This window comes from Parapedobacter luteus, from assembly GCF_900168055.1.
Classification (GTDB): domain Bacteria; phylum Bacteroidota; class Bacteroidia; order Sphingobacteriales; family Sphingobacteriaceae; genus Parapedobacter; species Parapedobacter luteus.
On record NZ_FUYS01000001.1, the window covers coordinates 645618 to 666270 of the forward strand.

21 protein-coding genes and 1 pseudogene are annotated in these 20653 nt (G+C 50.1%); 14 read left to right on the forward strand and 8 right to left on the reverse strand.

The window, feature by feature from the left end; genetic code table 11:
* Positions 1–14 precede the first annotated feature (14 nt).
* The 12 genes from B5X72_RS02570 (at position 15) to B5X72_RS02625 (ending at position 12805) form a co-directional block, all read left to right on the forward strand.
* Positions 15–1520 (forward strand): RagB/SusD family nutrient uptake outer membrane protein, encoded by a 1506-nt coding sequence (locus B5X72_RS02570; RefSeq protein ID WP_079715250.1) that lies wholly within the window; start codon positions 15–17, stop codon positions 1518–1520.
* A gap of 149 nt (positions 1521–1669) precedes the next feature.
* The gene (locus tag B5X72_RS02575; RefSeq protein WP_079715251.1) at positions 1670–2704 is read left to right on the forward strand and encodes a sugar phosphate isomerase/epimerase family protein; all 1035 of its coding nucleotides are present in this window, start codon (positions 1670–1672) and stop codon (positions 2702–2704) included.
* 28 nt (positions 2705–2732) lie between these two features.
* Positions 2733–3893 carry a Gfo/Idh/MocA family protein gene (locus tag B5X72_RS02580; RefSeq protein WP_079715252.1) on the forward strand — a complete coding sequence of 387 codons (1161 nt, stop codon included), beginning with the start codon at positions 2733–2735 and terminating at the stop codon, positions 3891–3893.
* 27 nt (positions 3894–3920) lie between these two features.
* Entirely contained in the window at positions 3921–4706 is a 786-nt protein-coding gene (locus tag B5X72_RS02585) for a 3-keto-disaccharide hydrolase (protein ID WP_079715253.1), read from the forward strand.
* A gap of 18 nt (positions 4707–4724) precedes the next feature.
* The gene (locus tag B5X72_RS02590; protein WP_079715254.1) at positions 4725–5633 is read left to right on the forward strand and encodes an EboA domain-containing protein; all 909 of its coding nucleotides are present in this window, start codon (positions 4725–4727) and stop codon (positions 5631–5633) included.
* Between the two features lie 5 nt (positions 5634–5638).
* Positions 5639–6619 (forward strand): TatD family hydrolase, encoded by a 981-nt coding sequence (locus tag B5X72_RS02595; RefSeq protein WP_079715255.1) that lies wholly within the window; start codon positions 5639–5641, stop codon positions 6617–6619.
* Positions 6620–6627: 8 nt separating this feature from the next.
* Positions 6628–7521, forward strand: coding sequence for a UbiA-like protein EboC (gene eboC, locus B5X72_RS02600; protein WP_176146067.1), 894 nt, complete (start codon positions 6628–6630; stop codon positions 7519–7521).
* Positions 7522–7617: 96 nt separating this feature from the next.
* Positions 7618–8781 (forward strand): 3-dehydroquinate synthase, encoded by a 1164-nt coding sequence (locus tag B5X72_RS02605; RefSeq protein ID WP_079715256.1) that lies wholly within the window; start codon positions 7618–7620, stop codon positions 8779–8781.
* A 4-nt stretch (positions 8782–8785) separates the two neighbouring features.
* Positions 8786–10003 carry a metabolite traffic protein EboE gene (gene eboE / locus B5X72_RS02610; RefSeq protein WP_079715257.1) on the forward strand — a complete coding sequence of 406 codons (1218 nt, stop codon included), beginning with the start codon at positions 8786–8788 and terminating at the stop codon, positions 10001–10003.
* Positions 10000–11352: an alkaline phosphatase family protein gene (locus B5X72_RS02615; protein WP_079715258.1), complete on the forward strand. Its 1353-nt coding sequence runs from the start codon at positions 10000–10002 to the stop codon at positions 11350–11352. Before eboE ends, B5X72_RS02615 begins: the two co-directional genes overlap by 4 nt.
* 164 nt (positions 11353–11516) lie before the next feature.
* The gene (locus B5X72_RS02620; protein WP_200120776.1) at positions 11517–11708 is read left to right on the forward strand and encodes a hypothetical protein; all 192 of its coding nucleotides are present in this window, start codon (positions 11517–11519) and stop codon (positions 11706–11708) included.
* Between the two features lie 65 nt (positions 11709–11773).
* The gene (locus B5X72_RS02625; RefSeq protein WP_079715259.1) at positions 11774–12805 is read left to right on the forward strand and encodes a GntR family transcriptional regulator; all 1032 of its coding nucleotides are present in this window, start codon (positions 11774–11776) and stop codon (positions 12803–12805) included.
* A gap of 23 nt (positions 12806–12828) precedes the next feature.
* Here B5X72_RS02625 and B5X72_RS02630 read toward each other — a convergent pair whose 3' ends face one another.
* The 3 genes from B5X72_RS02630 to B5X72_RS02640 form a co-directional block, all read right to left on the reverse strand.
* On the reverse strand, positions 12829–13413 hold the full coding sequence (locus B5X72_RS02630) for a DUF4136 domain-containing protein (RefSeq protein ID WP_079715260.1): 585 nt from the start codon (positions 13411–13413) through the stop codon (positions 12829–12831).
* A gap of 148 nt (positions 13414–13561) precedes the next feature.
* On the reverse strand, positions 13562–15205 hold the full coding sequence (locus B5X72_RS02635) for an NAD+ synthase (protein WP_079715261.1): 1644 nt from the start codon (positions 15203–15205) through the stop codon (positions 13562–13564).
* Positions 15206–15227: 22 nt separating this feature from the next.
* Positions 15228–15893 (reverse strand): porin family protein, encoded by a 666-nt coding sequence (locus B5X72_RS02640; RefSeq protein WP_079715262.1) that lies wholly within the window; start codon positions 15891–15893, stop codon positions 15228–15230.
* Between the two features lie 54 nt (positions 15894–15947).
* Here B5X72_RS02640 and gldB point away from each other — a divergent pair, with 54 nt between their 5' ends.
* Positions 15948–16982: a gliding motility lipoprotein GldB gene (gene gldB, locus B5X72_RS02645; RefSeq protein ID WP_317043095.1), complete on the forward strand. Its 1035-nt coding sequence runs from the start codon at positions 15948–15950 to the stop codon at positions 16980–16982.
* 111 nt (positions 16983–17093) lie between these two features.
* On the opposite strand, the gene B5X72_RS02650 is transcribed toward gldB, so the two are convergent.
* Together B5X72_RS02650 and B5X72_RS02655 are read right to left on the reverse strand one after the other, a co-directional pair.
* Entirely contained in the window at positions 17094–17501 is a 408-nt protein-coding gene (locus B5X72_RS02650) for a PIN domain-containing protein (protein ID WP_079715263.1), read from the reverse strand.
* Positions 17494–17730 carry a hypothetical protein gene (locus B5X72_RS02655; protein WP_079715264.1) on the reverse strand — a complete coding sequence of 79 codons (237 nt, stop codon included), beginning with the start codon at positions 17728–17730 and terminating at the stop codon, positions 17494–17496. Before B5X72_RS02655 ends, B5X72_RS02650 begins: the two co-directional genes overlap by 8 nt.
* A gap of 145 nt (positions 17731–17875) precedes the next feature.
* Here B5X72_RS02655 and B5X72_RS02660 point away from each other — a divergent pair.
* Positions 17876–18220: pseudogene (locus B5X72_RS02660) on the forward strand (gliding motility protein GldB-related protein); the annotation flags it as partial.
* Between the two features lie 49 nt (positions 18221–18269).
* On the opposite strand, the gene B5X72_RS02665 reads toward B5X72_RS02660, so the two are convergent.
* From B5X72_RS02665 to B5X72_RS02675, 3 genes are all read right to left on the reverse strand, one after another.
* Positions 18270–19178, reverse strand: coding sequence for an FKBP-type peptidyl-prolyl cis-trans isomerase (locus B5X72_RS02665; RefSeq protein WP_079715266.1), 909 nt, complete (start codon positions 19176–19178; stop codon positions 18270–18272).
* A gap of 36 nt (positions 19179–19214) precedes the next feature.
* On the reverse strand, positions 19215–19847 hold the full coding sequence (locus B5X72_RS02670) for an FKBP-type peptidyl-prolyl cis-trans isomerase (RefSeq protein ID WP_079715267.1): 633 nt from the start codon (positions 19845–19847) through the stop codon (positions 19215–19217).
* Between the two features lie 203 nt (positions 19848–20050).
* Entirely contained in the window at positions 20051–20623 is a 573-nt protein-coding gene (locus B5X72_RS02675; protein ID WP_079715268.1) for a CAP domain-containing protein, read from the reverse strand.
* Positions 20624–20653 lie beyond the last annotated feature (30 nt).

A 20653-nucleotide genomic window follows, 5' to 3' on the forward strand; every position in this document is an offset into this window, starting at 1 on the left:
AAAACGAAGAAGCGATGAAAACCATATCAATAAAAAAATACATCACAATGGCCTTCACTGGTGGCGCATTGGCATTGAGCAGCTGCTCCGAATTTTTGAACGAGTCGGATCCGAGCAACTTTACCGTGGAGAATTATTTTACCAAGCCGGAGCATGCCCGGAGTTCGGTAAATGCTATTTATGCGAGTATGCGCGATCCGCTGTCAAGCGGTTTCGGCGGAGGGGCTTGGATGATGACCGAATTTGCGACCGGGTTGGCGGCCACGGATTTGGGGCAGGCCGTCAACAGTTATTTCGTCAAGGATTTGAATAACACATCTGACAACGGTTATGGCCAAACTATCTGGGCATCTTACTACCGAGGAATTGGGAATGCCAACCTTTCCATTGCTAAAATTCCGGAAATCACGATGGATAGCAACGAGGCGACCAGGCTGTTGGGCGAAGCACATTTTTTGCGGGCTTGGTATTATTTCGAACTGATCCGTATGTTTGGCCACATTCCCTTGGTCACCGAACCCATTTCATTGCAGTCAGAGCAGCTAAGGCCGCTACAAGCCGATCCCGAAGCTGTCTACAATTTGATTATAGCCGATCTGACGGTTGCCGAGGAAGCAGGGTTGCCTTGGAGAGATCCTTCGGGAAGGGTTAGCTTGGGTGCAGTGAAGTCGTTGCTCGCGGAGGTGTACCTGACGATGGCAGGTTATCCATTGCAAAAGGGGGAAGCTTATTACAGGCTCGCAGCCGAAAAGGCTGAAGAGGTCATCAACTCGGGAACATTTGAGCTATTTGATGATTATGCCTCGCTGCATGATCCAAGCATGAAAAATATTATCGAGAATATTTTCATGATCCAGTTCAAGACGCAGATAATCGTGCCCAACTGGCAGGTATCCATCATTCCCTACAACAAAAACATTTCACAGTATGCCGATGAGACCGGAGGCATCTATGCAACGGCGGATTTCGCTGAATCCTATGAGCCGGGTGATTTGCGGGCGCAGGAAAAGCAATTTTTCTTTACCCAATTTACCCACGAATCCAACCGAAACCAAGTGGTCGATCTCGGTGGATATTTCATCTGGAAGCTATTCGATGAGGTAGCGCAGACCACCACGGCAAACAGTGACCTGAATTGGTCTGTGATACGCTATGCAAATGTACTATTGACGTTTGCCGAGGCATCTAACGAGGTCAACGGCCCTACCGCTGCGGCATACGACGCGGTCAACGCCATTCGGTCACGGGCTGAACTGGACGATCTCGAGAACTTGTCAAAGGAGAATCTGCGGGAAGCCATTTGGAAAGAACGGTGGTATGAATTGTGTTTCGAAAACAAAACGTGGTATGACATGGTGCGTTTGCGCAAGGCGTACAACGTCAGGACTAAGCAATTCGAAGATTTTGTAGGGCATCGGTTTACGTATGGGCCGGTGTTGAGAGAGCGGGAACTGCTATTCCCGATACCGACCAGCGAGGTGCGGAACAACACCAACTTGGTGCAAAACAGTGGCTATTAGTCGGGTGATTTACCACGTTTTAAGGATTAATTGTTTAAATTTGGAAGTCATAACCCAATAATAAATCAATCAATATCATATGGAAACAGGCAAGCTGTCAAAGCAGGCGTTATCATTAATCAATAATTGTAACAATAAAAAATAGCGATATGAGTACAACGAATAATTTCCCCAAACTACACAATGCCACTTGGCCCGGAATTGTTGGCAAGGGCCCGGATTCGGAACCGGTAATCCCCTTTGACGACCTGCTGGCTTACACGGCCGCAGCAGAAGTCAACGGTATAAAATTCGACGGCGTAGACATCGGCTTGCTCGATCCGCATGTCGATATCAACGGCGGACGGGATGAGGCCAATCGGCTGGCAGACAAGGTGGCGGCGCATAACCTCAAGATCGGATCGTTGGTAGCCCCCATTTGGGCAGGTTCGGCAATGGGGAGTAAGGAGAGCCGGACGGTATTTGTAGATATGGTGCGCAAGGCCTGTCAGTTTGCCCAGCGTCTAAACGAATTGGGTATACGCCCTTACGGGGTAATCCGAATCGACTCCTCCTGTACACCTTCCGATTGGGCGGCCGATCCGGCAGGCAACACCAAGATTATCGCGGAAACGTTTCGCGAAGCCTGTGACGTGGCCGCCGATTATGGGGAGCGGCTAGCTGCTGAAGGGGAGATCTGCTGGGGCGGAATGCACAGCTGGAAAACCATGATCGATACATTGGAAGCGGTAGACCGGCCGAACATTGGCTTTCAAGCAGATATGTCCCATACGTTTCTCTACCTACTGGGCTATAATAGGCCTGAAGACCGTATACTCCCTGAAAATTTTCAATGGGATGATCGGGAAGCACTCACCGAAGGGCTACGGGAGCTTACGCGTGCATTGCGCCCATGGACGATAGATTTCCATGTGGCGCAAAATGACGGGACGGTCTTCGGATCCGGCTCGCATGATAAGACCGGAAGGCATTGCTTGCCTAATGATCCGAATGGTAAGCTGGACATCGCCAAGGATGCGGGCCACTGGCTGCGCGACGAGCAGGGGCGGCTAACCAAGGCGTTCAACCATATCTGCTGGGATGGTTGTATGTTTTCCAATGCCGTGTTGAATCAGCAACAGACCTGGAACGATATTCTGGCAGCATTGATAAGTGTTCGCGAAGCACATGGGTGGCAAGCATAGTGATTGATTAACAACAAAAACAAGAAATATGAGCGACAACAAGAAAAAATTGAGAATAGGATTAATCGGTTGCGGCTTCATGGGCCGTACGCATGCCAATGGTTACAACCGGGTGCCCAACTTTTTCCCTGAATTGCAGTACCAACCGGTTTTACAGGCGGTATGTTCAAGACGGGAGGAAAAAGTAAAAGCCTTTGCCAATCAATGGGGGGTTGCTTCGTATGAAACGGACTGGCGGCAGCTCATCGCGCGTGACGATATCGATGCTGTTGATATTTGTACGCCCAATCACCTGCACGCCGAAATTGCTGTGGCAGCTGCCGAGGCAGGAAAAATGGTGCTTACGGAAAAGCCATTGGCCAGAAACCTGGAAGAAGCTAAGAGCATGGTAGATGCCGTCTCAAAAGCCGGTGTGCCCAATACCGTTTGGTATAATTACCGGCGTCTGCCCGCCGTGACCCTGGCGAAAAAAATCGTCGCCTCCGGCAAGCTCGGTAAAATTTTCCATTACCGCGCGAACTTCCTGCAAGACTGGACGATCAATGCCGACCTTCCGCAAGGTGGAGATGCCGCATGGCGGATGGATGTCGATGTAGCCGGGTCGGGGGTGACAGGCGATCTGCTTGCCCATTGCATCGATACGGCGATGTGGTTGAACGGTGGAATTACGGAAGTTTCGGCCGTTACCGAAACGTTTGTAAAGCAGCGCGTCCATCTGGATACGGGCAAATTGCAAGAGGTGGGAATAGACGATGCCTGTATCTTCCATTGTCGCTTTGCGAACGGGTCGCTGGGCTTATTCGAATCGACCCGGTATGCCCGGGGGCATAAAGCCCTTTATACCTTCGAGATCAATGGTGAGCATGCTTCGATTCGCTGGGATTTGCACGATTTGAACCGGCTGGAGTACTTCGATAACGCGGTCGATTCGGATGTCAAAGGGTGGAGCTCCATCCATGTGACGAATGGCGACCACCCTTACATGGAAAAATGGTGGGTGCCCGGTTTGGGTATCGGTTATGAACATAGTTTCGTTCATCAGGTTGCCGATTTCCTGAAAAGCCTGGAGACGGGCGAGCCCTGCCAGCCCGACTTCAAAAATGCGTATGAAACGCAAAAAGTTTGTGAGGCAGTTATCGAGTCTGCCAAGTCACGCAGTTGGAAGGGGACGGAGGTGGAAATTGGCTAGCGTTTGTTTTATCATAATCGACATAAGATGTTAAAATCATGGAGTTACCTCCGGCGCTATATAAGCGCCGGAGGATTTGTGTTGTGTGCGTTGGCGTTGGCAAGTTGTACTTCGGGCGGCAAACAGCAGACTGAACAGCCGGGTAATCAGGACGAATTTGCAGTGCTATTTGACGGGGTCAGTTTGGCCGGGTGGCGCGGCGACTCTGCGCTTTGGCGGGTAGAAGATGGCGCCATCGTCGGTGAAATTACGCCGGACAGGAAATTGGAACGGAATTCATTTATCATCTGGGAAGGCGGCCGGCCGGCAGACTTTGAGCTGATCGCCGAATATCGGCTGACCGGTCAGGGAAACAGCGGTTTTAATTACCGCAGTGAGGAATTGCCGGACGTTCCTTTTGCTTTGCGGGGCTACCAAGCCGATATCGACGCGGCTAATACCTACACGGGGCAAAATTATGAGGAGCGCGGCCGAACAATCCTGGCCTTCCCAGGGCAGCAAATGCGTCTCCCGCCGGTCGAAGGCGAGATAGGCGACTATGCCAAAGGTAATGTTTGGACGGCAGGAGTCGAAACGGGGTCTTTGGGCGACCGTGATTCGTTAAAAGCGCATATCAAACATGAAGACTGGAATGAGCTCCGCATTGTGGCCAAAGGAAACCGCTTGCAGCATTACATCAACGGGATATTAATGAGTGAGGTGGTTGATGATGACGAGAAAAATCGTAAATTTGAAGGCTTGATGGGATTTCAGGTGCATGTTGGCCCACCAATGAAAATTGCTTTCAGGAATATACGATTGAAGAACCTTTAACAGGAGTTTCTTAACCTTATGAATGATGTAAACGCTGGCTTTTCCGCCGAACGCATGGTGTTTCAGGAGTGGGTTGCTAATCAAATAGCGCCCCATGTCGCTGAGGGGGAATGGCAAGCCTTGCTCGACCAGGTAGACCGTTTACGTGCCGACTCGCAGCCACACCGCCTGGCACGGGTTTTTACGGCTATTCCCCGGAACCTTAAATCCGTCGACAAGGATTTGCGGATTACCTTGGCGGAGGCCGATAAGCGCACGGGTCAGCTGCCATTGGTGGTAACGGATTGGCCCTTGGTGCGGCTGATACGGGTGTGGGTACTGATGAATATCCCGGCATTGGAAGAAACAGCATACGTATCGCTCATCGAACGGCTGTTCAAATACGGTGAAATGGAAGAGCTGGCCGCGCTTTATGCAGCGTTGCCCGTATATGACTTTCCTTCGGCATGGCGGCTTCGTTGCACGGAAGGCATCAGGAGCAATATGGCACCGGTAAGGCAAGCCATTATGGTAAACAACCACTATCCAAGCCAGTTTTTGGATGAAGGGGCATGGAACCAACTGGTGTTGAAGGCGTTTTTTACGGACGAAGATATCCCGCACATTATCGGTCTGAAACAGCGCAACAACGCACGGTTGGCGGAAGCATTGGTAGACTATGCCTATGAGCTTCACGCCGCCAAAAGAACCATCAATCCCATGCTGTGGATATTGGTAGCGCCATTTGTGGATGAAAGAGCATACCGGCTGATGGAACAAATCATACTGAAAAGTCAGCAGCTGCACGAGCGGAAAGCGATTGCTTATGCTTTCCAAATGAGCAGCTACCGTCCGGCAACGGACTTTATGACAGGAAATAGCGAATTAACAGATTTATTGGATACGGCCGACACGCCCTGGGTCGGCTGGCCGGAACAAACGAATTAAGGGTTATGTGTAATTATAACGAACGCGATCGGGCATCGATGGGGCAGCGCGTCGCGCTGGAATTGGATTTGGTGAAGGGATTTCGATTTTTCGATCCCCATATCCACATGGTTTCAAGGACGACTGATGACTACCAGGCCATGGCCGATGCTGGCGTGGTCGCCGTCATCGAACCAGCCTTCTGGGTAGGGCAGCCCCGTACCGGAATAGATACGTTCAGGGACTACTACAGCAGCTTAATCGGCTGGGAGCGGTTTAGGGCGTCGCAATTCGGGATAAAACACTTCTGCACCATCGGATTAAATTCCCGAGAAGCCAATAACGAGGCGTTGGCAGAAGAAGTGATGGAACTGCTGCCCTTCTTTATTTATAAAGAAGGGGTGGTCGGTGTCGGTGAAATTGGCTTTGACGACCAAACCGCTGCGGAAGAAAAATATTACCGGCTACAGCTGGAACTTGCCAAGGAAGCGGGGCTTCCCGTACAGGTGCATACGCCGCACCGTGATAAAACCAAAGGAACCTCCCGTAGCATGGACATTGCCTTGGAACACGGATTGGATCCGGGAATGGTCATCATTGACCATAACACCGAAGAAACGGTCAAGGAGGTCTTGGACAAAGGGTTTTGGGCTGCCTTTACGATATATCCCTTTACCAAGATGGGGAATGAGCGCATGGTGGAGATTGTCAAACAGTACGGGCCTGAACGTATCTTGGTCAATTCCGCGGCAGATTGGGGTATTAGTGATCCGCTGGCGGTACCAAAGACCGCCGCATTGATGGTCAAAAGCGGCCTGCCTAAAGCGACCATTGAGCAGGTGTGCTATCAGAATGCGGTGGCTGCTTTTTCCCAGAGCGGACAGCTCGACGAAGCCATGTTGAATGAAAAGACCAGCATTGACCAAGGTAAAAAATTTGCTGGCAATTCGGTGTTGAGAGGGGGGCAACAGCCCCGCAGGGATGCGGATTCCATCATCATTTCCTAGGCAATCGGATGAGTATCGTGTGGAAAGCGTATATGCAGCTGATGCGGCCGGCGAATATTGTCACGGCCATATCTGACGTCATGGCGGGAGCCGCCATCGCAACGCTGCACGTTGCCGATAGCCCCGGCGATCGCCCCCTGATTTACTGGGTATTGCTGGCGCTATCCACAATGGGGCTGTATGGCGGCGGGGTGGTATTCAACGACGTGTTTGATGCCCGGTTAGATGCCGTAGAACGGCCGGAGCGTCCTATCCCCAGCGGAAGAGTGCCGGTAAGGCATGCCGTCTGGCTAGGTGCAGCCCTGTTTGCATTGGGTGCCTTGACGGCAAGTTTCTTGGGCGGCACCTCCTTGTTTATCGCCATTTCCATTGTGTTGATGTGCTTGCTGTATGACAAATGGGCGAAGCACCATGCCGTGGCCGGCCCGTTGGCCATGGGACTATGCAGGGGATTGAACCTTCTTTTAGGAATTAGCTTATTCCCCGCGGCACTGCCCGCGGTTTGGCTATTGGCCGGAATACCGGTCATCTATATAGCAGCAGTTACCACTATCAGTCGGGGAGAAGTGCATGGCGGCAAACGAAGCCCGTTGCTTTTTTCGGCCCTGTTATATGGTGTTGTGATTGGGCTTATCGCCTATCATGGTGCCCTGAAAAGCGAGACGTGGTTTAGTATGATCGTTTTATTGGTTTTTGCCACGATCATCTATAGTCCACTTCTCAAAGCGGTCCGTACACTGGCACCGCCGGATATTCGAAAATCCGTGAAATATGGCGTACTTGCATTGATTTTCATGAATACGGCCTGGGTAGCCGCTGCCGGCCTATGGGGCCTGGCCGTCTTTGTTTTGTCACTTTTTCCGATATCCATTTGGTTGTCAAAAATGTTTTCGGTTACTTAACAAGCTTTTTGATCAGCTGTGATTCCTATCGTTGCATGTGCGATGTCGAATGCGGTGGGATGAAGGATCGCGAATGAAGTGTTTAGATCACGAAATATGATTAAGGAATCAATTGAACAATCGTTTACGGTGACCTACCGATATCAGGTTCATTTTACGGAGGATTTATTTGCAGCGAGCAATCCGGTACTCGCACGTTTTTTTGCAAGTCATGCTTCGGATACCGTGGCTAAAGCGCTGGTGGTTGTTGACGACGGCGTAGCAACCCACCATCCCGAACTTTTGCCCCAGGTCCGTGCCTATTTTGCCGCTTTGTCGGGGATTTTACTGGTTGACGATCTCATTGTCGTAAATGGCGGTGAGTATGCAAAAAATGACCATGCGGTTGTCGACAAGATTATAGCCGCCGTAGATCAGTACGGCATAGACCGGCATTCTTATATCATTTGCATTGGTGGCGGCGCCGTCCTGGATGCGGTAGGTTACGCGTCTGCCATTGCACACCGGGGAATCCGGCATATCCGCATTCCGACAACCGTGTTGTCGCAAAACGACTCCGGGATAGGCGTGAAAAATGGCATCAATTATTTGGGTAAAAAGAACTTCATCGGTACGTTCAGTCCACCGTTTGCCGTCTTTAACGATTTTTCGTTTTTGCAGACCCTGTCTGACCGCGCGTGGCGTTCAGGGATATCCGAGGCGGTCAAAGTGGCCTTGATTAAGGATGCCGTTTTTTTTGAGTGGATTGCGGCACATGCCGATGCGCTGTATCACCGCGATGCCGATGCGATGGCATACCTGATCTACCGATGCGCTGAATTGCATTTACAGCATATCGCCGGTGCAGACCCGTTTGAGTTCGGCTCGTCTCGGCCATTGGACTTTGGCCATTGGAGTGCGCATAAACTGGAGCAGCTTTCGGGCTTCAACGTAATGCATGGCGAAGCAGTAGCCATCGGTATTGCACTGGATAGCATGTACTCCCACCTGAGGGGATATTTATCTTATGCGGATGCGCAGCGCGTTATCCACCTACTGCAAGCCCTTGGGTTGCCCATTTCCCACACGTTGCTGCATACAACGGCATCAGACCATCCGTTGCTTATCGGGCTGGAAGAATTTCGCGAACATCTTGGGGGAAGGCTCACCATTATGTTGTTGCAGGGCATCGGTACCGGGGTGGAGGTCCATCATATGGATACGGACCACGTGCTAGCTGCGGCCGCCGTGCTGCAAAATGATTTTGAAATTCAACTGTGAAGTTATGCTGACGAAACACGGGCACCTTACCTATTGTACCAACATCCATGGCGGTGAAAACTGGCAGGACCATTTCGACATCCTGAAGGCGACATTTCCACTGATTAAAGCGCAGGTATCGGGAGACGCTCCGCTGGGAATCGGTCTCCGGTTGTCGGATATCGCAAGCCGGGATTTGCAAGATCCTGTACGTTTGCAAGCATTCAAAGACTGGCTGTCGGAGCAGGGTGCTTACGTATTTACGATGAATGGGTTTCCTTTTGGCGCCTTTCACGACGATGTGGTGAAAGCACATGTGCACACACCTGATTGGACGACCGCCGAGCGCTTGCATTACACCTTGCGGTTGTTTGATATACTGGTACAGCTGGTTCCGGAGGGGATGGACGGCGGGATTTCGACATCGCCATTGGGGTATCGCCATTGGTATAACGGCTCGGCAAGCCAATGGACCAGCATGCGGAAACGAGCTACGGAGCAGCTCATCGATGTCGCTGCTTACTTGATTGGCCTACAACGCAGTTCTGGTAAGACATTGCATATCGATATCGAGCCCGAGCCTGATGGTGTGCTGGAGACCGGCCCTGAATTTATCGACTGGTTTACGCAGGAGCTGGTCCCCGCGGGGGTGGCCGGCCTGACAGACCGGCTGGGCATGACGCCTGCCGAGGCCGAGGATGCATTAAAACGTCATGTTCGGCTCTGCTATGATGTCTGCCATTTTGCACTGGGATATGAGCATCATCCAGCGGTTATTGAAGAACTTAACCGTCATGGAATAAAAATAGGCAAATTTCAAATCAGTGCGGCCGTTAAGGCGCAGTTACCTGTTGATCAGGCTGGTCGTCTTGCAGTCGGTGAAGCGTTCATGGCCTTTGACGAACCGACCTACTTGCACCAGGTACTTGCGAAGCACCGCAATGGCGATGTGCGCCGATTTAAAGACCTGCCCGAAGCACAGGATGCCCTTTATGACAGGGACGCTGTGGAATGGCGATCGCATTTTCATGTCCCGGTATTTTTGGAAGATCTTGGCATGCTCAAGTCTACCCAGTCAGACATCATTGAAGTATTGAGGCTACAACGCGATCGACGGTTGACAGCCCACCTGGAAGTGGAGACCTATACCTGGGGCGTATTGCCCCGGGATTTGCAGTTGCCCATCGCAGACTCCATATCGCGGGAGTTGCTTTGGGTACGCAACGAATTTGAAACGATATGAGGAAGACCGTTGTTCTCGATGTGGTGGGATTGTCGTCAGCATTGATTGGCGATAAGACACCTTTTTTGACATCCTACTTGGCACAAAACCAGTTGACGAAGATAAAACCGATGCTGCCCGCGGTTACCACGGCTGTACAATCGACGTACCTGACCGGCCAATGGCCGGCGGCGCATGGCATTGTCGGCAACGGCTGGTATGATCGCGTGGATTGTGAGATAAAGTTTTGGAAGCAGTCCAACAAGCTTGTTCAGCGAGAATCCGTGTGGGACACCGCAAAGCGGCTTGATCCCAATTTTACCTGCGCCCAACTCTTCTGGTGGTACAACATGTATTGCGGAGCGGATTATTCCGTTACACCCCGACCAAATTATTTGGCTGATGGCAGAAAGATTCCCGACTGCTATGCATACCCGGCGTCGTTGCGGGATGAACTGCAAGCAAAATTCGGTCAGTTTCCCCTGTTCAATTTCTGGGGCCCGGGGGCGAATATCGCATCCTCCCAATGGATTGCGGATGCCGCCATGTATGTGGAGGAAAAATACAGTCCAACGTTAAGTCTTGTTTATTTGCCCCACTTAGATTACTGCCAGCAAAAATTCGGTCCTGACCTGGCGAATATCGGCAAAGAAGTAATGGAGATTGATGCGTTATTGAAGCAGTTGGTCGAGTTTTACGAACAGCGGGGCGCAAACATCATCCTGCTGTCAGAATATGGCATCGTGCCGGTATCGCGCCCCATACATATCAATCGAATATTGCGCGAAGAGGGGCTTCTTGGCATCCGTGTGGAGCGGGGTTTGGAATTGCTTGATGCAGGTGCCTCCCAAGCGTTTGCCGTGGCAGACCATCAAGTTGCCCACATCTATACCCAAAACGATGAGGTGGAAAAGCGGGTCATGGCGAGATTGGAGCAAGTGGAGGGAATTGAGCGGTTGCTGGATGATGCCGCGAAAAAGGAAGCACATATCGACCATGAACGGGCGGGCGACTTAATCGCCGTCGCCAAGCCGGATAGTTGGTTTACCTATTATTTCTGGCTGGATGACCGGGTGGCCCCCGATTATGCGCGGATGGTAGATATCCATAAGAAGCCAGGTTACGACCCCGTGGAAATGTTCATGACCTCTAAACTACGTGCAGGCTATAAGCTGCTACGCAAAAAGTTGGGGTTTCGCTACGTGCTGGATGTGATTCCGTTGGATGCCACGTTGGTCAAAGGCTCACATGGCGCAATCGATATTCCGGAAGCGTATTATCCCGTACTGATTACGAAAGAACGGCAAGAAACGGACAAGCTGGAGCCAACCGCTGTCAGGGATATCATCCTGGCTAGCCTTACCTCCTGAAGCCAGTCCAGTATCCTTTCAAGAAAGCAGGAGTTTAGCTTTGTATATCATTACCTGGTAAATCACCAAGCTGCCGCAGTAGACGCCTACATCCCACTGCTTGAAGCCAGCAATGGCACCGCGCTGCTACTGGATCCCCAGAGCGGAGCCTTCGGCAAAACACCGTGCGCATTGAAGTAGCCAACCTCATGGCCAACCGCATACGGGATATGGACAGGAAGGGAATGGAGTGGCGGCACTACCATGAGATTAACTTTGTAAATATCGACTATCAACCGTTCAACGCGGCCGGATGGCCTGTCCAGCCATCCGGCTTAACAGGCCGAACAATGATTGTCCGTTATAAAAACGAATAAATTGACGTAAATATCAGGTAAACCCCCTATATTGATGCGCTAAAATCCAAAAAGGGGGTTGACATATGAAGCCAGTATCCATGTTTGAGTATATCCACATCAATGAATATTCCGCTACGCCGAAATACCTGCAGCTTGCTAATGCAGTTATCGGTGCGGTTGAAGCCGGAAAAATACAGAAAGGCGACATGCTGCCATCGATCAATGAGCTGAGCTATGTGCTGGAAATATCGCGTGATACGGCAGAAAAGGGGTATAAGCATTTGAAGCAATTGGGCGTATTGGGGTCAGTACCGGGCAAAGGGTATTACATTACCAACGCCGACTTCAAGCAGAAATTGCAAATCGTGCTGTTTTTCAACAAGCTGAGCGCGCATAAGAAGATTGTGTATGATTCGTTCGTGCAAGCTATCGGAAGCGATGCCGCCGTCGACTTTTATATTTATAACAATGACTTATCGCTTTTCAGGAAGCTGCTCCAGAACCTCAAGCAGGAATATACACATTACGTCATCATCCCGCACTTTATCGAAGGACGCGACAAAGCTGCAGACATTATTAATACGATCCCGAAGGACAAACTGGTGCTGTTGGACAAAATAGTACCCGAGGTCGAAGGTGAATACGCCGCAGTATATGAAGATTTCGAGCGCGATATCTATGAGGCGCTGGAGCAAGCCAGGGAACAGCTGGGCAAATACCACACTCTGAAACTGATCTTTCCCGACAAGAGCTATTTCCCGAAGGGCATTATCAAGGGATTCTATCGGTTTTGCCAACAATATGCATTTAATCATCTGCTGGTAAGCGACATTTTGGAGGAACCCATATCGGAAGGCGAGGTTTACATTAACCTCATGGAAGATGATTTGGTAAAGTTACTTGACCGGGTGATATCCTTGAAGCTGCAAATCGGCAAACAGGTGGGGGTTATCTCGTATAATGAAACCCCCTTGAAAAAATTTATTTTAAATGGCATCACCACCATCTCCACGGACTTCAAGCGCATGGGCGAAGCCGCGGCGATGCTCATCCTGGAAAATACAAAACGCCACGAGAAGGTGCCTTTTTATCTGACCCTCAGGCCTTCGGTTTAGCGATCGGCGACCACCGACCGCTGTCACCGGCTACTGGTCACCGGCAGAGGAAGCTGCTCGATAACCCCCGTCACCACTTCGGGCAATTTATTGATAGCCTGTTCGGGATTTCTTACTTCCCCGGTACCGCGTGCCTGCCAGATCACCCTGTTCGTTCGCCTATCTTTGGCCTCGATAATGATGTGGCCAGCACGATAACGTTCCTGGCCGATAGGCCGGTTCCAACCGTAGCCCCAGCCCAAGCCCCAGCCCGGGCCCCACATCCACGGATTGTAGCCCCAAAAACCCCATGGTCCAAAAGGATAACCGCCATATATCGGCCGGTTTTTGTTGTTTACAATAGCGATGTACCGGAAGAGCAAATCCGGATTGTCCTTGCTATAGGTCAATCCCCGTGCTTCCAATTCCCGATTTGCGGTTTCCATAATGTTGGCTTGTGCGATGTCGTTGTCAAAATACGATTTGGACAGCGAGTCAACCGGAGGGAGCCAGCCGTACGTGCGGTATTGCGAAAAATCAGTTCCCTCGATTTTCGTCGTGTGGTATTTGTAAGACGAACATGACGCCAAAAGCAATAAAGGTGCAATATATAACAATAACCGTTTCATGGTTACAATCTCCTATAATCAGTTTATTATGTTAGACTGTAAAGGGACGTAATGGTTTAATCGTGATGCGCATGATGCGGCATGCCATGCACCTCAACAGCGCATGGCATCTTCTTTCCTTCTTTCTTCCGACCGTTGCGCCACGGGCTTACAGTGGATAACGGGCTACGAGCGGCATTGATCGGCCCGCGCCGAAGGCTTTGCTGCTTACGCGCAATATCGGAGGCGCTTGGAAACGCTTGAATTCAGCTTTGTCTACCAGGCTGATGACCCGATGCACCAAATCCTCATCAAAACCCAGGGCGATAATTTGTGCAGCGCTTTTTTCATTTTCGATGTATTGGAAGAGCACCGCATCCAGTAGTTCATATTCCGGGAGCGAGTCGCTGTCCTTTTGTCCGGGTCTCAATTCGGCGGAAGGGGGTTTAATGATCGTATGTTCGGGTATCACCAGCCGTTCGCGGTTGATATACCCCGCAAGCTTATAAACCTGTGTTTTATAAACATCGCCGATGACCCCCAAGGCCCCGGCCATGTCACCATATAAGGTTCCGTAGCCAACGGCGGCCTCGCTTTTGTTGGACGTATTGAGCAGGATGTATCCCCGTTTATTGGCAAACGCCATCAGCAACGTCCCGCGGATACGGGCTTGGATATTTTCTTCCGTCAAATCGGGCGCTAATCCGCTGAATGATCTTTCAAGGCCTTGGTTAAACGCGTCTGCCATCGGTTGGATGGGGATAATCTCATGATGGCAACCTGTATTGTGCACCAAATCCAGCGCGTCGGTAACCGAGTGGTCACTCGAATATACCGAAGGCATGAGCACCGCCATGACATTTTCAGGGCCAAGGGCTTCACAGGCCAATGCGGCCACCACGGCCGAGTCAATCCCACCGGACAGGCCGACAACCGCTTTTTTAAAGCCTGACTTGCTGAAGTAATCGCGGATACCCAATAGCAGCGCTTGGTGAATGAGTGGAGTGTCGAGCGGAGGCTGCACGGCAGGTGTTTCGTGCAGGGGCGTGACGGTGCCGTCTTTCAGTTCATAGCATTTCAGGTCTTCTTCAAAGGACGCCATCATGTCGACGCATTCACCAGCCGCATCCAGCACAATGGAGCGGCCATCAAAGATGATGTCGGTATGCGCACCAACATGGTTGAGGTACAACAAAGGAGCCTGTGTTTGCTGCGCATGGGCAACCAGCACAGCCATGCGCTCACGCAGGTGGTTGTACGAAAACGGCGAGGCCGCAATGTTGATGATAATATCCGGATTCTCTTCGCGCAGTGCATCCATCGGATTCCTGCGGTACAGTTTTGGCGTGGCGATGTTCCACAGATCCTCGCAAATGGTGAGGGCGATGGTCTGCTCCTTGTAGCGGATGCATCCAAACGTCTCGGCCGGCTGGAAGTACCGGTATTCATCGAATACGTCATAGTCAGGCAGTAAGCCTTTATGCACCACACGTTGCACCTTGCCTTCGGCGATGAATAACGCCGCATTGAACAGCGGCTTCCCCTTGCCCGTGGTGTTGCGTACAGGAGCCCCGATGATGCAGGCAATGTCCTGGCACTGCTTGGCGATTTCCACAACGGCAGCTTCGCATTGATCCAGAAAAGCTCCGGAACGCAACAGGTCTTTTGCCGGATAGCCGCCGATGGCAAGCTCGGCGAAGATAACCAGGTCAGCACCGCGGTTTTTCGCGTCCTGTATCGCCCAGGTAATGGCTGACTGATTACATCCAAAATTACCGATATGGTAGTTGAGCTGAGCTAAAGCGATGATCATCCGTTTTGGGGTTTGGTAATGACTAAAATAAGATCCCGAAATTGAAGGCCACATACGAGTTGCGGCCATCGCCATGATTAACGGCGGTTGTAAATCCGTTATTGAAGCTCAACCCCGTCATCATGACCAGGTTGTGATCGAGCTGCCATTCCACGCCGCCGCCGATTTGCAGCGCCAGGCGGAAAAATTTAGCGCCGTCCAGCTTGGTACGATTGTCCGCCTCGGCCAGCTTTTCTTTGGCATTCAACCGAAAGCCCGACGTGAAGCCGAATTGCCCATAGTAACTTCGGAAATACCGCATGGTACTCTTCAGCTTGAGGGATAGCGGAATCTCCGCATATTGCAGGCGATATGTGGTACGTAAGCTCGTATTGGGAGCACTGGATACCGGATCGGGGAAGGTGATCTCGCTGTTCATGGTATTGATGAGCAAACCGGTGGAAAAATAGTAGTTTTCCGTAAAAGCAAAATCGGCAAGCAAGCCGTACGCATAGCCGATTTTTGGGCTGCTCTCAAAGGCGTCGTTGTCGCCATAACGCATCCACCCCATATTGGGTGAAAAGGTTATACCCAACGATATGGGCTTGTATTGATAAGTAGAACTGTAATAGTCCTGGGCAATGCCGGGTCGCAGGATAAGCGCGAATAGGAGGATTAGCAGGGGGATTCGTATCGTTTTCTTTTGCATGGTATAAGGTGCTCCGTCAAATTTCTTAACTTCGTTGCCGGCTAACGAACAAAAATGATGCTCAAAAACCGTGCACCGCAAATTTATTGCTTTTTTTTGATTGTCGCGCTGTTTTCGTGCAGTAGGCGTGAGCGCATAGACGTCAGTCACATCGATGTTGAGATCCGTATCGAGCGCTTCGATAAAGCGTTGGATAGCTTGGCACCGGACAATATCCTACAAAAAAACCGGGAATGGCTCGGCCGGTATGGCGCCTTCTATAGCGATTACATGCGGTACATGCTTGAGGCTGGTAATCCCCTGGACAGTGGTCAGTTGGCATCCGTGTTGGAGCGGGTCATTGCAACGGATGATTTCAAGGCGTTGAAAACCAGTGTGTATGATACCTATCCGAATCTGACGGCCCAAGAAGTCGGATTGACTGGCGCATTCAAGCACCTCAAGTATTATTTTCCCGAAATCAGTATCCCGCGGTTCATCGCTTTTTTTTCGGGATTTGCGGTGCAGACGCCCATTGGGTCAGACTACATCGGTATCGGACTGGATATGTTTCTTGGGGCTGATTCAAAGTTTTATCCGGCCCTGCGGGAAAGCATTCCCTACTACCTGTCCCGGCGGTTTACCCCTGAGAACATCGTGCCAAGGGTTACGGAGAGCTATATACGCGAAGAGCTGTATCCGCAGGATGAGCTGGACGTTACGCTGCTGCAGCACATGGTTTACCAAGGGAAGGTACTGTACATGATGGAGCGGGTGATGCCCGATGTGGCAGACAGTCTGAAAATCGGGTACACCAGCCAACAATGGGCCTGGGCCAATCGTTTCGAACGCGATATTTGGGCTTGGTTCCTGCAGGAAAATTTGCTCTACGAGGCCGACTATAACCGTATCCAGAAGTACTTGGGCGAGGCTCCATTCACACCCGAATTGGGCGAGCAAAATGAGTCGGCTCCCAAGTTAGGGGTCTTTATCGGATGGCAGATGGTAAGAAAATACATGGATCGTTATCCGGAAACGGCGTTGATGGAATTGCTGCGCATTACCGATGCGCAGACTATTCTTGACGGATCGAAGTATCGCGGGCGATGAAATAAAACTGTCTTGTACTTGGACTTTTGAAGTTCCTTAAAAATTTATTTTCATTGATGTCCAACTGTTTCTCCAAATTTTTGATTTGGTGGGTGGAGCAGACTGAATTACTCATAGAAATGGATTAATGATCCTTAATCTCTTTTCAACCAGCATATTGTGCTGCATGTCTTCAGAATATAATAAGGAGCAGTCCGCCGATAATGCATAAGCCACGACAACTGCATCAAACAATTGGAATTGGTACCTTTTAATCAGCTTCTGTGTGTGTTGGTATACTTCTTGGGAAAAACCGGTTAAAAGCGAATAAGGAAGCCACTGCATCAAAGCGTCTATCGATTCCAACTTATCCATTGAAAGCCGCCTTTGGCAGACGTTCAGATATTCGCTGACGACTTGCGGGGATACAATAGGAGTATCTACCACGAGACGTTGGGCAACAATGCGTTTGTGCGAACCGGCATCCTTTTCATGGAGATAGATAAGGATATTGGAGTCCAACGCATAGCGATTAGTCATAATCGTTTGCTTCGTCACGGTCAAATTTAAACCCTGATAAATCCATCCGGTATTTGTTCAACCCTTTTTCCAATGCTTTGATCCGCTTCTCTTTATCGGCCGTTACGGTTTCATCGACTTTCGGCGTTTCCAATTCAAAAGCCAGCACCTCCACCGTTTTCCCGACCAGGTTATCGGGAAGACGGATAGTTAGGCTATTTTTTGTTGGCTTTATGATCGTTCGAACCATCTCGTTGCTCTCCTTTCTGACACAAAAATACTAAAATATTCCTCATCGTTACTCACTTTCCTTTAAATGCCTCGCTTTTATTAGCTTGTTATGCACCTCAAGCAAAGCATAATACTTGTCTTTCCAGTAATCTCGGTACTGTGTCATAGAGCGGGTGATGCCCCATGTGGCAGACAGTCTGAAAATCGGGTACACCGGCCAGCAGTGGGCATGGGCCAATCGTTTTTAGCGGGATATCTGGGCTTGGTTCTTGCAGGAAAATCTACTTTATGAGGCGGATTACAATCGCATCCAGAAGTATTTGGGCGAGGCTCCATTTACACCCGAATTGGGCGAGCAAAATGAGTCGGCTCCCAAGTTAGGGGTCTTTATCGGATGGCAGATGGTAAGAAAATACATGGATAGGAATCCGGAAACGACGTTGACGGAATTATTGGACATTTCCGATGCGCAGACTATTCTTGACGGATCGAAGTATCGCGGGCGATGAATAAAAAAAGCCCGCAACATCTGCTGCGGGCTTCTGTATCTTTAATCTTTTACTCGTTTTTGACTTCGATTTCAAAGTCTAGGGAAGCATAAGGCGGTATCTGCTGATTGCCGGTTGAGCCATATGCGTGTGGACTGGGAGTGAATAATCGAACCTTTCCGCCTTTATTGAGTAGAGGAACGATTTTACCCCAAGCGGCAATCACTCCGGAGAGCTCCGTTTCAAAATTATCACCGCTGTCCAGGATATTTCCAGCAGGCGCTCTGAGCGTATATATTGCTGTGATGGTGGAATCCACCGTAATGGGATCACCTGTCCCTTGCGTCAATATCTTATAATAGATCCCATCGTCGGTTTTAGTGAATTCGTCGATATTCAATCCGGCACGCTTAATCATGTTCGGGATGACCCAATTGTTCTCGAAATCCTCAAAATTATCATGAACGGTTACCACGTAATCCAACGAAGCGTTTGGTGGGATGCCCTGGCTGGGTGAGCCGTTGCGTCCATACATGATGCGGGAAGGCACGATGATGCGGATTTTACCGTTTGTCTTTTGCAGCACTTCGCGGATCACCTCCTTGAAGTCGCCCGTACGCTCCACCGTGGGGGTGCCGGCTGCCGACGAACCAAAGGGAAAGTACCCGAAATAATCGGCATAGCGGTTGTTAAAGCTCAACGTATCGCCGGAATTATAGGCCCCATCCAAGCTTCTCACGGTATACACCACCGGATAGGTCTTCGTGTAATCAATCGGATTGCCGGTACCTTCCTCCAATACCTGATAGAACAAATCCGTTTCCTTGTATTGGCTGACGTTGAGGTTATTTCGCTGGATATACTCAAGGATATTGGCGTTGTCCAGTTCTTCGAACGATTGGTATTCTTGCTTTCCACATCCCGCCAGCAATGCGACAATCGCGATACCTGCCGCTATACAAGAAGTTGATTTGATCATCGGTATATAAAGATAGCTAATTTAGTTGCAAATGATTTATGGATTGTTGTTGGAGCTTGGCTCGTCAATTTCGACAATTTCAATGTCGTAGAATAAGGGCGAATTGGCGGGGATATTGCCACTGCTACCATTCCTGTAGGCAAAATACGAGGGAGTGACGACACGAATCCGGCCACCCCGTTTCAAGCCGTTTGTGGTGATGCCACCAAATTCCACAGGCTCATCCAGCAGCTCGCCGTCTTCATCGTACCGGATTTCACGCGGAAAAAGGGCTGCCTGCCATATAGCAGGTTCGTTATTCCAAGCAAGTTCCTCACCCTCATCATCATCTACGGACCGGACCACAGCATCGGTTTGCACCAATCGAGTGGTGTATCTGACATGCACCTCAGGTGCTTCAATCGCGTACCCACCTTGGGCATTCGGATTTGATATCACTTTGTATTGATAAGAAGCGTCATCACCCAATGCAATGACCTCGTACCATATACGCATACCTTGGATTTCGTGATATTGCGGATTCGCCAGGTTTTCCCTCGCATACGCCTCAATGATGGGCCTTTCAATTTCGTATTGCGCTGCCCAGTCAAATGGCTCTTCATCGTCAATGCATGAAGAAAACCCTAAAGCCGTTACCAAACCCAACAATAGTACATTTATTTTTTTCATAATACTACACGTTCAACCTTGCGAGTTGCAAAGTTATTTAAATAAATCAATTAATTAGTTCCTTAACACTATTTAACAAATCATGAAAACAAAGGTTTGGCTAACCTGCTGGAAACCAATGGTCCATAATGTGTGTGCCTTATTAAACGGAAAAGCGCTGCCGATTGCTACACGCCTATGGAAAATTTCGGCGGTTTATCATGTTATTCGCGCTGGGCGCCGAAAACCTGTACCCAGTAATTGCCGTCATGGGCGATAGCCATTTCTTTATACGAATCGCGCATGATGTTGGCGCAATGGCTCGGACTCTCAAGCCACTTTTGAATGGCAGTCTCCAGATCGAACTTGCCGAAAGCAATGTTTTCGCCGTAAGTAAGAACTGCGCTGGTCGTGGAGATATACCCCGCTTTGATAAGCCGATGGTATATATTTTCGCCCGAGGGGCTTGTGTGGCTGAAATAACTGTTGAGGTGCATGTCTTTCGCGTGGGCCAGGGCAGCTGCGTAAAGCTTGGTATTCCACGTTACGCTGGACGTAGCCAGCATCGACTGGTTACCGCAATCACAGCCTTTTTGCCGCAATGCATTGATTTTGGCTAATGCTAAAATAATCGTCGAGTCAGTCTCTATCGAAGCATCTGGTGGGTTACTGCCGTTACCGGACGGAATATCCGTGGGCGTTGTTGGGACAGGCTCCAACGATTCATTGACGTTCGGCTCACAGGCAGACAGCACAATGAACAAGCAGAGCACCACTTGCGTTGAATATTTTAACATAGGTAGCTGTTAAATTTCCTGCAAGCTAAT

Coding starts and splice junctions, on each gene's coding strand:
- B5X72_RS02570 (WP_079715250.1), top strand. CDS start 15: ATGAAAACCATATCAATAAAAAAATACATCACAATGGCCTTCACTGGT.
- B5X72_RS02575 (WP_079715251.1), top strand. CDS start 1,670: ATGAGTACAACGAATAATTTCCCCAAACTACACAATGCCACTTGGCCC.
- B5X72_RS02580 (WP_079715252.1), top strand. CDS start 2,733: ATGAGCGACAACAAGAAAAAATTGAGAATAGGATTAATCGGTTGCGGC.
- B5X72_RS02585 (WP_079715253.1), top strand. CDS start 3,921: ATGTTAAAATCATGGAGTTACCTCCGGCGCTATATAAGCGCCGGAGGA.
- B5X72_RS02590 (WP_079715254.1), top strand. CDS start 4,725: ATGAATGATGTAAACGCTGGCTTTTCCGCCGAACGCATGGTGTTTCAG.
- B5X72_RS02595 (WP_079715255.1), top strand. CDS start 5,639: ATGTGTAATTATAACGAACGCGATCGGGCATCGATGGGGCAGCGCGTC.
- eboC (WP_176146067.1), top strand. CDS start 6,628: ATGAGTATCGTGTGGAAAGCGTATATGCAGCTGATGCGGCCGGCGAAT.
- B5X72_RS02605 (WP_079715256.1), top strand. CDS start 7,618: ATGATTAAGGAATCAATTGAACAATCGTTTACGGTGACCTACCGATAT.
- eboE (WP_079715257.1), top strand. CDS start 8,786: ATGCTGACGAAACACGGGCACCTTACCTATTGTACCAACATCCATGGC.
- B5X72_RS02615 (WP_079715258.1), top strand. CDS start 10,000: ATGAGGAAGACCGTTGTTCTCGATGTGGTGGGATTGTCGTCAGCATTG.
- B5X72_RS02625 (WP_079715259.1), top strand. CDS start 11,774: ATGAAGCCAGTATCCATGTTTGAGTATATCCACATCAATGAATATTCC.
- B5X72_RS02630 (WP_079715260.1), bottom strand. CDS start 13,413: ATGAAACGGTTATTGTTATATATTGCACCTTTATTGCTTTTGGCGTCA.
- B5X72_RS02635 (WP_079715261.1), bottom strand. CDS start 15,205: ATGATCATCGCTTTAGCTCAGCTCAACTACCATATCGGTAATTTTGGA.
- B5X72_RS02640 (WP_079715262.1), bottom strand. CDS start 15,893: ATGCAAAAGAAAACGATACGAATCCCCCTGCTAATCCTCCTATTCGCG.
- gldB (WP_317043095.1), top strand. CDS start 15,948: ATGATGCTCAAAAACCGTGCACCGCAAATTTATTGCTTTTTTTTGATT.
- B5X72_RS02650 (WP_079715263.1), bottom strand. CDS start 17,501: ATGACTAATCGCTATGCGTTGGACTCCAATATCCTTATCTATCTCCAT.
- B5X72_RS02655 (WP_079715264.1), bottom strand. CDS start 17,730: ATGGTTCGAACGATCATAAAGCCAACAAAAAATAGCCTAACTATCCGT.
- B5X72_RS02665 (WP_079715266.1), bottom strand. CDS start 19,178: ATGATCAAATCAACTTCTTGTATAGCGGCAGGTATCGCGATTGTCGCA.
- B5X72_RS02670 (WP_079715267.1), bottom strand. CDS start 19,847: ATGAAAAAAATAAATGTACTATTGTTGGGTTTGGTAACGGCTTTAGGG.
- B5X72_RS02675 (WP_079715268.1), bottom strand. CDS start 20,623: ATGTTAAAATATTCAACGCAAGTGGTGCTCTGCTTGTTCATTGTGCTG.